Genomic DNA, 15,074 nt, shown 5'->3' on the forward strand with positions numbered 1-15,074 from the left:
CTCGCTCCTGCAACATTGGGCCCCGTGGAAACGGGGCTTTTTTGTGTTCGTCAGCAAAGATGACGTCTGGCCCGAGCATCAGGTACAATTCCCGGCTATTTTTCAGCGGGCAATCTGCCTGCAGCCTTTTTGAGTGTTGATCCGTGAGTGATTTGAGTCATATCCGCAATTTCTCCATCATCGCCCACATTGACCATGGCAAGTCGACGCTGGCCGATCGATTCATCCAGATGTGCGGCGGCCTTGCCGAGCGTGAAATGGAAGCCCAGGTCCTGGACTCCATGGACCTCGAACGCGAGCGCGGGATCACCATCAAGGCCCACAGCGTTACCCTGTACTACACCGCCAAAGACGGTATCAAGTACCAGCTCAACTTCATTGACACCCCGGGCCACGTCGACTTCACCTATGAAGTCAGCCGTTCCCTGGCCGCCTGCGAAGGCGCGCTGCTGGTGGTGGACGCGGGGCAGGGCGTTGAAGCCCAGTCCGTGGCCAACTGCTACACCGCCATCGAGCAGGGCCTGGAAGTGATGCCGGTGCTGAACAAGATCGATCTGCCACAGGCCGATCCGGACCGCGTCAAGGAAGAAATCGAAAAAATCATCGGCATTGACGCCACCGACGCCGTCGAGTGCAGCGCCAAGACCGGCCTGGGCGTCGACGAAGTGCTCGAGCGCCTGGTCAAGACCATCCCCGCGCCGACCGGCAACTACGAAGATCCGCTGCAAGCGTTGATCATCGACTCCTGGTTCGACAACTACCTGGGCGTTGTCTCCCTGGTGCGCGTGCGCCATGGCCGCGTGAAGAAGGGCGACAAGATCCTGGTCAAGTCCACCGGCAAGATCCATCTGGTGGACAGCGTCGGCGTGTTCAACCCCAAGCATACCGCCACCACTGATCTGAAAGCCGGCGAAGTAGGCTTCATCATCGCCGGTATCAAGGACATCCACGGTGCGCCGGTCGGTGACACCCTGACCCTGAGCTCAACGCCGGATGTCGACGTGCTGCCAGGCTTCAAGCGCATTCAGCCGCAGGTCTATGCCGGTCTGTTCCCGGTCAGCTCCGACGACTTCGAAGATTTCCGCGAAGCCCTGCAGAAGCTGACCCTCAACGACTCGTCGTTGCAGTACACCCCGGAAAGCTCCGACGCCCTGGGCTTCGGTTTCCGTTGCGGGTTCCTCGGCATGCTGCACATGGAGATCATCCAGGAGCGCCTGGAGCGCGAATACGACCTGGACCTGATCACCACCGCGCCAACGGTTATTTTCGAGCTGGCGCTGAAAACCGGTGAAACGATTTACGTCGACAACCCCTCCAAGCTTCCAGACCTGTCTTCCATCGAAGACATGCGTGAACCGATCGTGCGCGCCAATATCCTGGTGCCGCAGGAGCACCTGGGCAACGTCATCACCCTGTGTATCGAAAAGCGTGGCGTGCAGCACGACATGCTGTTCCTCGGTACCCAGGTGCAAGTGACCTACGATTTGCCGATGAACGAAGTGGTCCTGGACTTCTTCGACCGTCTCAAATCCACCAGTCGCGGCTATGCTTCGCTGGACTACCATTTCGACCGTTACCAGTCGGCTAATCTGGTGAAGCTGGATGTATTGATCAACGGCGACAAGGTTGATGCCCTGGCACTGATCGTGCACAAGGACAATGCGCACTACAAAGGTCGCCAGTTGACCGAGAAGATGAAAGAACTGATTCCGCGTCAGATGTTCGACGTTGCGATCCAGGCCGCCATTGGCGGGCAGATCATTGCGCGGACCTCCGTCAAGGCACTCAGAAAGAACGTACTGGCCAAATGCTACGGTGGCGACGTCAGCCGTAAGCGCAAGCTGCTTGAGAAGCAAAAGGCCGGTAAAAAACGCATGAAGCAAGTGGGCAATGTGGAAATTCCACAAGAAGCCTTCCTTGCGGTGCTCAGGTTGGATAGTTAGGTCCTATGTCGCTAAATTTCCCGCTGTTGCTGGTCATCGCCGTTGCCGTCTGTGGTTTTCTGGCGTTGCTCGATCTGGTGTTCTTCGCCCCGCGTCGGCGGGCGGCTATCGCGTCCTATCAGGGCAGCGTCAGCCAGCCCGATGCCGTGGTGGTCGAGAAGCTCAACAAAGAGCCTTTGCTGGTTGAATACGGCAAATCGTTCTTCCCGGTATTGTTCATCGTGCTGGTGCTGCGTTCTTTCCTGGTGGAGCCGTTTCAGATCCCTTCGGGGTCGATGAAACCTACCCTGGACGTGGGCGACTTCATTCTGGTGAACAAGTTTTCCTACGGGATTCGCTTGCCGGTGATCGACAAGAAGGTGATTGAGGTCGGTGACCCGCAGCGCGGTGATGTGATGGTGTTCCGCTACCCGAGCGACCCGAACGTCAACTACATCAAGCGTGTGGTCGGCCTGCCGGGCGACGTGATCCGCTACACCAGCGACAAGCGCCTGTTCATCAACGGTGAGTCGGTGGCCGAAAAACTGTTGGGCGCCGAGCCGAACACGTTGGGCAGCGCCGAGCTGTACCAGGAAAAACTCGGTGCGGTGGAGCACCAGATCCGCAAGGAAATGAGCCGCTACCGCGCGATGCCCGATGGCCAGTGGAAAGTGCCTGCCGGGCACTACTTCATGATGGGCGACAACCGCGACAACTCCAACGACAGTCGTTACTGGGATGACCCTACTATTCCCAAGGACCTGCTGGGCATGGTGCCCGACGAGAATATCGTCGGCAAAGCCTTCGCGGTCTGGATGAGCTGGCCGGAACCCAAGCTCAGCCACCTGCCGAACTTCTCGCGGGTCGGGCTGATCAAGTAATACAGGCGGCGCTGTGATCACAGCGCCGAATGCTTTTCTGGGGCTTGGACATTTTCCGATGCCCGGTACCCATCAGGATGTGAATTTGAACACTGCGTCAATCGTCGATGGCCGCCGGTGCCACCAACTAGATATGGATAAACCGTGACCGTTTCTCTGAGTCGTCTCGAGCGCCAGCTCGGCTACACCTTCAAGGACCAGGAATTGATGGTCCTTGCCCTCACACACCGCAGCTTTGCAGGGCGCAATAACGAGCGCCTGGAATTCCTCGGTGACGCCATCCTCAACTTCGCCGCCGGTGAGGCGCTGTTCGAGCGTTTCCCGCAAGCGCGCGAAGGCCAGCTTTCGCGCCTGCGCGCCCGTCTTGTGAAAGGCGAGACCCTGGCGGTGCTGGCTCGCGGTTTCGGCCTGGGCGAGTACCTGCGCCTCGGTTCCGGTGAATTGAAAAGTGGCGGTTTCCGTCGCGAGTCGATCCTGGCTGATGCCCTGGAAGCCTTGATCGGGGCGATCTACCTCGATGCAGGGATGGAAACGGCCAAGGAGCGCGTGGTCGCCTGGCTGGCTTCGGAAATCGAAAGCCTGACGCTGGTCGACACCAACAAGGACCCCAAGACCCGCCTGCAGGAATACCTGCAGTCGCGCGGTTGCGAACTGCCACGCTACGAAGTGGTGGATATCCAGGGTGAGCCGCATTGCCGCGTGTTCTTCGTGGAATGTGAAATCACCTTACTGAACGAAAAAAGCCGAGGTCAGGGTGTGAGCCGTCGTATTGCCGAACAGGTAGCGGCCGCTGCAGCACTGATTGCCCTGGGCGTGGAGAATGGCCATGACTGATTCAACCGCAACACGCTGTGGCTATGTTGCCATTGTCGGCCGCCCCAACGTGGGCAAGTCCACGCTGCTCAACCACATCCTCGGCCAGAAGCTCGCGATCACCTCGCGCAAGCCGCAGACCACTCGCCACAACATGCTGGGCATCAAGACCGAAGGCACCGTGCAAGCGGTCTACGTCGACACCCCCGGCATGCACAAGGGCGGTGAAAAGGCGCTTAACCGCTACATGAACAAGACCGCTTCGGCGGCGTTGAAAGACGTCGACGTGGTGATTTTCGTGGTCGACCGCACCAAGTGGACCGACGAAGACCAGATGGTGCTGGAGCGCGTGCAGTACGTCACAGGCCCGTTGATCGTCGCGCTGAACAAGACCGACCGTATCGAAGACAAAGCCGAACTGATGCCGCACCTGACCTGGCTGCAGGAACAACTGCCGAATGCCCAGATCATGCCGATCTCGGCGCAGCACGGCCACAACCTCGAAGCCCTGGAGCGCGTGATTGCCGGCTACCTGCCGGAGAACGAGCACTTCTTCCCGGAAGACCAGATCACCGACCGCAGCAGCCGCTTCCTTGCTGCGGAACTGGTGCGCGAGAAAATCATGCGCCAGATGGGCGCCGAGCTGCCGTACCAGATCACCGTTGAAATCGAAGAGTTCAAGCAGCAGGGCAAAACCCTGCACATCCATGCGTTGATCCTCGTTGAGCGCGACGGCCAGAAAAAAATCATCATTGGCGACAAGGGCGAGCGCATCAAGCGCATCGGCACCGAGGCGCGCAAGGACATGGAATTGCTGTTCGATTCCAAGATCATGCTCAACCTGTGGGTGAAGGTTAAGGGTGGCTGGTCCGATGATGAGCGCGCGTTGCGCTCCCTGGGCTACGGCGACCTGTAAGACCCGCAGGGTCAGAAAAATGTGGGAGGGGGCTTGCCCCCGATGGCGGTGGGTCAGTTAATGGATAAGTGACTGACACACTGCCATCGGGGGCAAGCCCCCTCCCACATTCGGTTGATGTTGTTTTCAAGATCGAGAACCCATGTCGCAATCCCCGCCTCCCAGCCAGCTCGCTTATGTGCTGCACAGCCGCGCCTACCGTGAGACCAGCGCCCTGGTGGACTTCCTCACGCCCCAAGGCCGCCTGCGCGCGGTTCTGCGCAGCGCGCGGGGCAAGGCCGGTACGCTGGCGCGGCCGTTCGTGGCCCTGGACGTGGAGTTTCGCGGCAAGGGCGAGCTGAAGAATGTCGGCCGCCTGGAAAGCGTCGGCACGTCCGCCTGGCTCAATGGCGATGCGCTGTTCAGCGGTCTCTACCTCAATGAGCTGCTGATCCGCCTGCTGCCCGCCGAAGACCCGCACCCGGCCGTCTTCGATCACTACGCCGCCACCTTGCTCGCCCTCGCCGAAGGCCGTCCCCTGGAACCGCTGCTGCGGGCCTTTGAATGGCGCCTGCTGGATGACCTGGGCTACGGCTTCGAATTGCACAATGACCTGCACGGTGACCCTGTCGCCGCCGACGGGCTGTATCGCCTGCAAGTGGATGCAGGCCTTGAGCGCGTGTACCTGCTGCAACCCGGCCTGTTCCAGGGCGCCGAGTTGCTGGCCATGAGCGAAGCGGACTGGACCGCCCCCGGCGCCTTGTCCGCCGCCAAGCGCCTGATGCGCCAGGCCCTGGCCGTGCACCTGGGCGGACGGCCGCTGGTCAGTCGCGAGTTGTTTCGAAAGCCCTGACATCCCCGTGTATGCTGTGCACCGATTCTTTCCCTTTTCAGGAGCGCTTCCGTGACCACCAGCAATCGCATTCTTCTTGGCGTCAATATCGACCACGTCGCCACCCTGCGCCAGGCCCGGGGCACCCGTTACCCGGACCCGGTCAAGGCCGCGCTGGACGCCGAAGAAGCGGGCGCCGACGGCATCACCGTGCACCTGCGCGAAGACCGCCGCCATATCCAGGAGCGCGACGTGCTGCTGCTCAAGGACGTGCTGCAGACCCGCATGAATTTTGAAATGGGCGTCACCGAAGAAATGATGCAGTTCGCCGAGCGCATCCGCCCGGCGCACATTTGCCTGGTGCCGGAAACCCGCCAGGAACTGACCACCGAAGGCGGCCTCGACGTGGCCGGCCAGGAAGCACGGATCAAGGCTGCCGTGGAGCGCCTGTCGAAGATCGGCAGCGAAGTGTCGCTGTTCATCGACGCCGACGAGCGTCAGATCCAGGCCTCACGTCGCGTCGGTGCCCCGGCCATCGAACTGCATACCGGTCGCTACGCCGATGCCACCACGCCGACCGAAGTGGCTGAAGAGCTGCAACGCATCATCGACGGCGTGAACTGCGGGCTTGGCGAAGGCCTGATCGTCAACGCCGGCCATGGCCTGCACTACCACAACGTCGAAGCCGTGGCGGCGATCAAGGGCATCAACGAACTGAACATCGGCCATGCGCTGGTGGCCCATGCACTGTTCGTCGGTTTCAAAGGCGCCGTGGCCGAGATGAAGGCGCTGATCCTGGCGGCCGCCACAATGGATCGCTGACACTGTAGGAGCGAGCTTGCTCGCGAAAAACGTCAACGATAACGCGGGTCGCCTGGATACACGCGCAGGCTTCGAGTTTTTCGCGAGCAAGCTCGCTCCTACAGCCGGGGCCGGTGTATCGTATCCGCCCTTTGCAGGCCCTGTGCCTGTGGCAGATACGTGAGGTTGTTGTGTCCCGATCCTTTTCCCGTCGACAAATCCTGGGTGGTCTTGCAGGCCTGGCCGTAGTGGGCGTCGGTGCCGGTGGCGGCTACCGCTACTGGCTGGGGAAGGTCGCCGAGTCCGAGGCGGGGCACGATTACGAGTTGATCGCAGCGCCCCTGGACGTGGAATTGGTGCCGGGCCACACCACCCAGGCCTGGGCGTTCGGCCCTTCGGCGCCCGGCACCGAGTTGCGCGTACGCCAGGGCGAGTGGCTGCGGGTGCGTTTTATCAACCACCTGCCGGTCGCCACCACCATCCACTGGCATGGCATCCGCCTGCCGCTGGAAATGGACGGCGTGCCCTACGTCTCGCAATTGCCGGTATTGCCAGGGGAATACTTCGACTACAAGTTCCGTGTGCCCGACGCCGGCAGCTACTGGTATCACCCGCACGTCAACAGCAGCGAAGAACTCGGCCGGGGCCTGGTCGGACCGCTGATCATCGAGGAGCGCGAGCCCACCGGTTTCAAACACGAACGCACCCTCAGCCTGAAAAGCTGGCACGTGGACGAAGAGGGCGCCTTTGTCGCCTTCAGCATCCCCCGTGAGGCGGCGCGTGGCGGTACGGCGGGGCGTTTATCCACCATCAATGGCGTGTCCCAGGCCGTGATCGAGCTGCCGGCCGGGCAGATCACCCGGGTGCGCCTGCTCAACCTCGACAACACCCTGACGTATCGCATCAACATTCCGGATGTCGACGCGCAGATCTACGCGCTGGACGGCAACCCCATCGAGCCGCGCCCGCTGGGCAAGGAATACTGGCTGGGCCCTGGCATGCGTATCTGCCTGGCGATCAAGGCGCCGCCCGCCGGCGAAGAGCTGTCGATCCGCAATGGCCCGGTGCGTCTGGGCACGTTCCGTTCGGTGGCCAACACCGACGCGCCCACCGAGTGGCCCCCGGCGCTGCCGGCCAACCCGGTTGCCGAACCGGACCTGGCCAATGCCGAGAAACTCAACTTCAATTTCGAATGGGTCGGTTCGGTGTCGGTCAACGTCGACAACGGCAAGCCGCCGAGCCTGTGGCAGATCAACGGCCAGGCCTGGGACATCACCGACAAGACCTGCGCCGACCGCCCCATTGCCAAGCTTGTGAAGGGCAAGAGCTACATTTTCGAATTGAAGAACATGACCCAGTACCAGCACCCGATCCACCTGCACGGCATGAGCTTCAAGGTCATTGCGTCGAACCGGCACAAGGTCATCCCGTATTTCACCGACACCTACCTCTTGGGCAAGAACGAACGCGCCCGCGTCGCCCTGGTGGCGGATAACCCGGGGGTGTGGATGTTCCACTGCCATGTGATCGACCATATGGAAACCGGCCTGATGGCCGCCATCGAGGTGGCGTGATGCGCCAGGTTCGTCCCGCGATCATCGACCGCAGTCGCGACCAGGACTTCATGCGCGAAGCCCTGGCACTCGCCGCCCAGGGCGCGGCACTGGGTGAAGTGCCGGTGGGCGCGGTGCTGGTGCAGGACGGTGAGATCATCGGCCGCGGTTTCAACTGCCCGATCAGCGGCAATGACCCCAGTGCCCATGCCGAGATGGTCGCGATCCGCGCGGCCGCCCACGCCGTCAGCAATTACCGCCTGCCGGGCAGTACCCTCTATGTGACGTTGGAACCGTGCAGCATGTGCGCGGGCCTGATCGTGCATTCGCGTATTGCACGGGTGGTGTACGGCGCACTGGAGCCCAAGGCCGGGATCGTGCAGAGCCAGGGGCAGTTTTTTACCCAGGGTTTTCTCAACCATCGGGTCCTGTTTGAAGGCGGGGTGCTGGCCGAGGAGTGCGGCACAGTGTTGAGTGAATTCTTCAAGGCTCGCCGGGCCAAGCCTCAGATCTAGCCAACACAGGTGATCAAATGTGGGAGGGGGCTTGCCCCCGATAGCAGAGTGTCAGTCACCACATCCATGGCTGATACACCGCTATCGGGGGCAAGCCCCCTCCCACATTTTGCCCTGCGTTTGTTCAGGGAGCGCGCGGCTATTTCCTGGCGATGATCACCGCCCGCATCGGCGCCGGCAGCCCTTCAATGGTCTTGCTGTGATCTTCGGGATCGAGGAAATCACTGAGCGACTGGTACTTCATCCACGCCGTCCCGCGTTGTTCCTCGACCGTGGTCACGCTCACGTCCACGCAGCGCACATCGCTGAATCCGGCGCGGCGCAGCCACAGCATCAGCGCCGGAACCGACGGCAGGAACCACACGTTACGCATCTGCGCATAGCGGTCTTCCGGCACCAGCACTTGCTGCTGATCGCCGTCCACCACCAGGGTTTCCAGCACCAGCTCACCGCCTTTGACCAGCGTGTCTTTCAGCGCCAGCAAGTGTTCGATCGGCGAACGACGGTGGTAGAACACGCCCATGGAAAACACCGTGTCGAAGCCTTCAAGGTTCGCCGGCAGGTCTTCGAACGGGAACGGCAGGTGCCAGGCCCTGGGTTGGGACAGGTAACGCTGCACCGCCTGGAACTGGCAGAAGAACAGCCAGTTGGGGTCCACGCCAATCACGCTGTCGGCGCCGGCGCCGAGCATGCGCCACATGTAATAGCCATTGCCGCAACCCACATCGAGGATGCGCTTGCCCTTCAAGTCCAGATGCGGCGCCACTCGGGACCATTTCCAGTCCGAGCGCCATTCGGTGTCCACATGCACGCCGAACAGGTGGAACGGGCCTTTGCGCCAAGGGCTCAGCCCCATGAGCGCCGTGTGCATCTGTGCGCGAGTCTCGTCGTCGCACTCCGTGTCCAGCACCAGGCCGTTCAACAGGTCTACGTCACTGGGCTGGATGTTTGGCAGTGCGTCCAAAGCACTCTGCCAGCGCTCCAGGTCGCCGTGGCCTTTTTCCATCTTGCTATCGAGTTGCGCTTGCAGGCCCTGGGCCCACACGGCCAGGGGAGTACCGACCAGATGGCGGGCGAGGGGAGACAAATCAATCATGGCAAGGCAATCAACGAGGCAAAGTTAAGACACTGGAACCACGGCACGACTTTCGAGAACCCGGCCGCCAGCAGGCGTTCGCGGTGTTCTTCGAGGCTGTCGGGCTTCATGACGTTTTCGATGGCGCTGCGCTTCTGGGCGATTTCCAGTTCGCTGTAGCCGTTGGCGCGCTTGAACGCGATATGCAGGTCGGTCAGCAACCCATGCTCCTGGGCATCATTGAAGCGCAGCTTTTCCGAGAGGATCAGTGCGCCGCCCGGCAGCAGCGACTGACGGATACGCCCCAGCAACGCCAGGCGCTCATCGGGGGCGATAAATTGCAGGGTGAAGTTCAACGCCACCACCGAGGCCGGTTGGAAGTGCAGGGCAAGGATATCGCCCTCGATCACGTCCACCGGCAGTAACTCCTGGAACATCGAGTCCTGGCCATTGAGGTATTGGCGGCAGCGTTCGACCATCGCCGTCGAGTTATCCACCGCGATTACCCGGCAGCCCTCGGTGCGCACATGGCGGCGCAGGGCCTGGGTGACCGCACCCAGGGACGAGCCCAGGTCATACAGCACGCTGTTCGGCTGGGCGAACTGGGCGGCGAGCACACCGAGGTTCTCGACGATGGTCGGGTAACCGGGCACCGAGCGCTTGATCATGTCCGGGAACACCCGCACCACGTCCTCGTTAAAGGCGAAGTCCGGCACCTGGGGCAGGGGCTGGGCGAATAGGCGATCGGGTTCTTTGCTCACGGTTGTTCCGGCGACGAAGGGGGAAAGGCCGGCATTTTAGCGTAGGAGCTGGCTTGCCTGCGATGGTCGTCAACGATTACGCGGACATTCTGGATGAACGCGGTGCCGGAATCAGCACGTCACCACAGCCTTGACCCATCAGTTCACCGTAATCTCGCATTCAAAAATCTCGACGGGCTCGGCTTCCGGTTCCCACGGTTGCTGGGAGGTCAGGCGCAGACGGCCCTGGCCTGGGGCGAACGCCTGGAAGCGCCAGGTCGACTGGCCCCCACCGCCGATCACGCCGGATTCGCTGCTGCTGTAGACCTCGGGGCTCAATGCGCGCAGTACACCGCCGGCGGAGTCCTGGATGGCCCAGCGATAGCCGGTGGTGGGATTGCTGGGCAGGGTGAGGATCAGGTTCTGACCGGTTTTAAGCGGGAGCGGGCAGGCGCTCTGGTTGTCCACGGTGACGTTTTGCTTCGGCGCACTGGCGCACGCGGCGAGCAGGGCAAGGCTCAGGGGGAGAAGCAGGCGGGCTGCGGTCATGGGGGCTCCATTTATACACGACGAAGGGCGAGCATAACCGAAGATGAGACAGGGTGTGACAGGAGGGGGCAGGTCTGGCCTCATCGGGGGCCCCTTCCCACATGTTGATTTGTGAACACATTCAAGTGTGGGAGGGCGCTTGCCCCCGATGGCGGCCTCAGGGCCGACCAGGATGTTGGATTGGACCGAGTACATATCCGTTTCTGTGGTAACGGCTGCTATGGGTTCCGCTTTTACAGCGGCTCACTTTTGAAAAGCGCAAAAGTAAGCAAAACGCTCTTGCCCCACCACTCGGCACCTCGCCTAGGCTCGGTGTGCCCGAACGCAGGCTTGAATCCGTGGGCCGCCGCAATGGGCCATCCATGGCCCAGTGCGGCTAACCCGGCGTCCTGCCGGGTTACCCACGGATTCAAGCCTGCGTTCGGCCAGCGTGGTTTAACGGGGCGCCTAGGATCAAAAGCAGATCAAGATCAAGAGCGGCTCGCTTCGCATCGTGGTTACGTTTGGGCGCTGCAGTATGCTTTATCGGGAGCAAGCCCCCTTCCACACTTGACCGAGGACATCCTTTGGAATGCAGTCAAAATGTGGGAGGGGGCTTGCCCCCGATGAGGCCAGCTCAGGCACTGCATAACTATCAGAAGAGCACCTTCGCCACATCCGCAAAGCGCTTGGCAAAGTGCACGGTCATGCCTTCCTTCAGGTACTCCGGCAGCTCTTCAAAGCTGCCACGGTTGGGCTCCGGCAGGATCAGCTCGTGAATTTTCTGGCGCCGCGCCGCGATGACTTTCTCGCGTACTCCGCCAATCGGCAGCACATGCCCGGTCAGGGTCAGTTCGCCGGTCATGGCCACGCCTTTCTTTGGCGGCTGGTTGCGTGCCAGTGACAGCAACGCGCTGGCCATGGTCACACCCGCGCTCGGGCCGTCTTTGGGCGTGGCACCTTCCGGCACGTGCAGGTGGACGAAGGCTTCGTCGAAGAACTTCGGGTCACCGCCAAACGACTTCAGGTTCGAGCTGATGAAGCTGTAGGCGATTTCTGCGGACTCCTTCATCACTTCACCCAACTGCCCGGTGAGTTTGAAGCCGCGATTGAGCGTGTGGATGCGCGTCGCTTCGATCGGCAGGGTAGCGCCGCCCATGCTGGTCCAGGCCAGGCCGGTAATCACGCCGGTGCCGGACAGCACTTGTTCATTGCGAAATACCGGCATGCCCAGGGAGCTTTCCAGGTCCTTGTTGCCGATCTTGATCACCGAGTTCGGCTCATCCAGCAGCTTGACCACCGCCTTGCGCACCAGTTTGCCCAATTGCTTCTCCAACTGACGCACACCGGCCTCCCGCGCATAGCCGTCGATCAACGCACGCAGGGCGCCGTCGCTGATGCTCAGGCTGTTTTTCGAGACGCCGGCTTTTTCCAGTTGCTTGGGCCACAGGTGACGCTTGGCGATGGCGACTTTTTCTTCGGTGATATAGCCCGACAGGCGAATCACTTCCATACGGTCGAGCAGCGGGCCGGGAATCGAGTCCAGGGTGTTGGCGGTGCACACGAACAGTACCTTGGACAGGTCCAGGCGCAGGTCCAGGTAGTGGTCGAGGAATTCGACGTTCTGTTCCGGGTCGAGGGTTTCGAGCAGTGCCGACGCCGGGTCGCCCTGGAAGCTCTGGCCCATCTTGTCGATCTCGTCGAGCATGATCACCGGGTTCATCACCTCCACGTCCTTGAGCGCCTGCACCAGCTTGCCGGGCAGGGCGCCGATGTAGGTGCGGCGATGGCCCTTGATCTCGGCCTCATCACGCATCCCGCCGACACTGAAGCGGTAGAACGGTCGGCCCAGGGATTCGGCGATGGATTTACCCACGCTGGTCTTGCCCACGCCCGGCGGGCCCACCAGCAGCACGATGGAACCGGCGACTTCGCCTTTATAGGCACCCACCGCGAGAAATTCGAGGATGCGACTCTTGATGTCGTCCAGGCCCGCATGATGCTTGTCCAGCACCTTGCGCGCGTGTTTCAGGTCGAGTTTGTCTTCGCCATACACGCCCCAGGGTACCGAGGTGGCCCAGTCCAGGTAATTGCGCGTCACTGCGTATTCCGGCGAGCCGGTCTCGAGGATCGACAGTTTGTTAAGTTCTTCGTCGATGCGTTTTTTCGCCTGGGCCGGCAGCACCTTGCCTTCCAGGCGCTGCTCGAACTGTTCGACATCCGCGCTGCGGTCGTCCTTGGTCAGGCCCAGTTCCTGCTGGATGACCTTGAGCTGTTCCTTGAGGAAGAACTCGCGCTGGTGCTCGCCGATCTTGCGGTTCACTTCGGCGGACAGCTCTTTCTGCAGGCGCGCGACTTCGACCTCTTTGCGCAGCATCGGCAGCACTTTCTCCATGCGCTTGAGCATGGGCACGCAATCGAGCACTTCCTGCAACTCGTTACCGGTGGCCGAGGTCAGCGCGGCGGCGAAGTCGGTGAGCGGCGACGGGTCGTTGGGGCTGAAGCGGTTGAGGTAGTTCTTCAACTCTTCGCTGTACAGCGGGTTGAGCGGCAGCAGTTCCTTGATCGCATTGATCAGCGCCATGCCGTAGGCCTTGACCTCGTCGGTCGGCTCGCTCGGCTGGTGCGGATATTCCACTTCCACCAGGTACGGCGGGCGGTGATGCTTGAGCCAGGTCTTGATGCGCACGCGGGTCAGGCCCTGGGCCACGAATTGCAGTTTGCCGTTCTCGCGGCTGGCGTGGTGCACCTTGACCAGCGTGCCGTACAGCGGCAGGGCCGAGGTGTCGAAGTGGCGCGGGTCTTCGGGCGGTGTGTCCATGAAAAACAGGGCGAGGGAGTGGTGGTCGGATTTGCTCACCAGCTCCAGGGTTTCGGCCCAGGGCTCTTCGTTGACGATCACCGGCAGCACTTGCGCCGGGAAAAACGGCCGGTTGTGGATCGGGATGATGTAGACCTTGTCCGGCAGGTTCTGCCCGGGCAGGGCCAGGCCGGTGTTGGACGAGGATTCAGCGTTTTCGGGGTCGGCGTAGTCGTTCAGGTCGTAATCAGGGATGTCTTGCTGGTCGCTCATGGGGCACCTGGATCAGGAAGTATGGTGCTTAGATGGGGCAGGGCAGTGGTGGTTTCAATGGTGGGGGTGAGATAGCAACATATTGCATGAAATTTTCAGAACGACGCTGGAGTCGTGTGTGAGGGGAAAGCCCCCCGCCACATTTGCTCTGTGTTGGATCAGCTGATTTTGTGCAGGTAGGCGGGCAGCGGTTGTTCGGGCAGCACCGACAACACCTTCAACCGCTGCAACATCCTTTGGCTGGCCCTTTGCAAATGCTCACGCAGATTCAGCGCCGCCGCATCAACCGCGCCGTGCAGCAGCAACTCCAGAATCAGTCGATGTTCGGCCAACATCGCCGGATCGGCGCCAATCCCCAGCAGCCGATAAAAAATCCGACTGATGATCATCGGGCTCTGCCCCTGTCGAATCAGCGCCGCGATCTTGCGATTCTGCAGGCCGGCCAGGCAGCGTTGGTGCAAGTCTTCCTCGATCTGCTCGATGGCCTCCAGGCTGCACTGCGCCCTGCCCTGGGCGTCCAGCACGCGTTGCAGCATGGCTTCAAGCAGCTCGCGATCGAGGTTGGGCGCGCTCTGGCGCAGGGCTTCGGGCTCAAGGCAGGCGCGCAGTTCGTAGTCTTCGGTGACTTCCCGCGCAGTCAAAGGCCCGGCCAGCCATTGGGAGTAGGGCTCTTTTTCCACCAGGCCACGGTCGCGCAGGCGCATCAGCGCTTCACGCACTACCGCGCGGCTGACGCCGTAGTGGTCGGCGGCGGCTTGCTCGTCCAGGCGGTAGTGGCCGAAGGCAATGCAGGTGGACAACGCCGCGCCGATTTCCTCGACGATGCGTTCGCCCAGCGGCCGCGTGTCCACCAACTCGTCCTCGCCGTTAAGACCCAGGTGGGCATGGCTCAGGGGCAGGCGCAACGGCTCCATGGCCAGGCCTTGCGGATTGATCAGATAGCCCCGGCCGTTGAAGCGGCAGATCAAGCCTTCGTCATGCAGCAGGTCGAGGGCCTTGCGCACCGGCACGCGGCTGGTGCCGAACAACTCGGCCAGCGGCGCTTCGAGCAACACCAGCCCATGGCGGGCGGTGCCGTTGACGATCGCGTCGCGCATCACTTTGTGAATCATCGCGTAACGGGAGGCCGAGGCGGACACTGCTTTCATTGCGTTCTCAGAGGTGGAGGGACCGTTGACCGGGGATTCTCTCATAGATGCGCCTGTCACTCTGCGCCACGTCGGCGGCACGTTTTTGGGGCTTCGGAAGTAGACCTGTTACTTTTCTGCACCAAAATGTATTTATTAATAAAAAGTACATTATTTTGTTGAGGCGCCTGAGTCACCGCCTGCCCGGATTTTTTACCTGGTCAAACACCCTCTAGCTCGCGGTTCTGGCCGAAAACAGCTGTCTGCGCAAAATTCGTTGACCACAGACTGGCACGAAAGCTGCCTTTATAAAATGTAC

Annotated in this window: 13 protein-coding genes; 8 read left to right on the forward strand and 5 right to left on the reverse strand. The window is 61.5% G+C overall.

The window, feature by feature from the left end; translation table 11 throughout:
* Positions 1-143: 143 nt before the first annotated feature.
* From lepA to tadA, 8 genes are all read left to right on the forward strand, one after another.
* A complete protein-coding gene (gene lepA / locus BFQ00_RS19775; protein WP_003210439.1) occupies positions 144-1,943 on the forward strand; it encodes a translation elongation factor 4 in 1,800 nt (599 codons plus the stop codon).
* A 5-nt stretch (positions 1,944-1,948) separates the two neighbouring features.
* Positions 1,949-2,803: a signal peptidase I gene (gene lepB, locus BFQ00_RS19780; RefSeq protein ID WP_065894847.1), complete on the forward strand. Its 855-nt coding sequence runs from the start codon at positions 1,949-1,951 to the stop codon at positions 2,801-2,803.
* 144 nt (positions 2,804-2,947) lie between these two features.
* Complete coding sequence (gene rnc / locus BFQ00_RS19785; RefSeq protein ID WP_003188856.1) at positions 2,948-3,637, forward strand: ribonuclease III; 690 nt, start codon at positions 2,948-2,950, stop codon at positions 3,635-3,637.
* Complete coding sequence (gene era / locus BFQ00_RS19790) at positions 3,630-4,532, forward strand: GTPase Era (protein ID WP_043204836.1); 903 nt, start codon at positions 3,630-3,632, stop codon at positions 4,530-4,532. The genes rnc and era overlap by 8 nt, the downstream gene beginning before the upstream one ends.
* Before the next feature lie 142 nt (positions 4,533-4,674).
* Positions 4,675-5,364: a DNA repair protein RecO gene (gene recO / locus BFQ00_RS19795; protein ID WP_057724727.1), complete on the forward strand. Its 690-nt coding sequence runs from the start codon at positions 4,675-4,677 to the stop codon at positions 5,362-5,364.
* Between the two features lie 51 nt (positions 5,365-5,415).
* Positions 5,416-6,165, forward strand: a complete 750-nt coding sequence (gene pdxJ, locus BFQ00_RS19800) for a pyridoxine 5'-phosphate synthase (RefSeq protein ID WP_065934479.1) — start codon at positions 5,416-5,418, stop codon at positions 6,163-6,165.
* Positions 6,166-6,335: 170 nt separating this feature from the next.
* A complete protein-coding gene (locus BFQ00_RS19805; protein WP_065934480.1) occupies positions 6,336-7,718 on the forward strand; it encodes a multicopper oxidase family protein in 1,383 nt (460 codons plus the stop codon).
* Positions 7,718-8,212 carry a tRNA adenosine(34) deaminase TadA gene (tadA, locus tag BFQ00_RS19810; RefSeq protein ID WP_065934481.1) on the forward strand — a complete coding sequence of 165 codons (495 nt, stop codon included), beginning with the start codon at positions 7,718-7,720 and terminating at the stop codon, positions 8,210-8,212. Before BFQ00_RS19805 ends, tadA begins: the two co-directional genes overlap by 1 nt.
* Positions 8,213-8,351: 139 nt before the next feature.
* Here tadA and cmoB read toward each other — a convergent pair whose 3' ends face one another.
* The 5 genes from cmoB to BFQ00_RS19835 form a co-directional block, all read right to left on the reverse strand.
* Positions 8,352-9,308 (reverse strand): tRNA 5-methoxyuridine(34)/uridine 5-oxyacetic acid(34) synthase CmoB, encoded by a 957-nt coding sequence (gene cmoB, locus BFQ00_RS19815; protein WP_065934482.1) that lies wholly within the window; start codon positions 9,306-9,308, stop codon positions 8,352-8,354.
* Positions 9,305-10,048, reverse strand: a complete 744-nt coding sequence (gene cmoA / locus BFQ00_RS19820; RefSeq protein ID WP_065897503.1) for a carboxy-S-adenosyl-L-methionine synthase CmoA — start codon at positions 10,046-10,048, stop codon at positions 9,305-9,307. The genes cmoB and cmoA overlap by 4 nt, the downstream gene beginning before the upstream one ends.
* Positions 10,049-10,186: 138 nt before the next feature.
* The gene (locus tag BFQ00_RS19825; RefSeq protein ID WP_065934483.1) at positions 10,187-10,576 is read right to left on the reverse strand and encodes a protease inhibitor I42 family protein; all 390 of its coding nucleotides are present in this window, start codon (positions 10,574-10,576) and stop codon (positions 10,187-10,189) included.
* Positions 10,577-11,210: 634 nt separating this feature from the next.
* The gene (gene lon, locus BFQ00_RS19830; protein ID WP_065885938.1) at positions 11,211-13,628 is read right to left on the reverse strand and encodes an endopeptidase La; all 2,418 of its coding nucleotides are present in this window, start codon (positions 13,626-13,628) and stop codon (positions 11,211-11,213) included.
* Between the two features lie 158 nt (positions 13,629-13,786).
* Positions 13,787-14,776 carry a GntR family transcriptional regulator gene (locus tag BFQ00_RS19835; protein ID WP_065934484.1) on the reverse strand — a complete coding sequence of 330 codons (990 nt, stop codon included), beginning with the start codon at positions 14,774-14,776 and terminating at the stop codon, positions 13,787-13,789.
* Positions 14,777-15,074 lie beyond the last annotated feature (298 nt).

Origin of the sequence: Pseudomonas sp. 28 E 9, assembly GCF_900004785.1 — a bacterium.
GTDB classification, from domain to species: Bacteria; Pseudomonadota; Gammaproteobacteria; order Pseudomonadales; family Pseudomonadaceae; genus Aquipseudomonas; species Aquipseudomonas orientalis_A.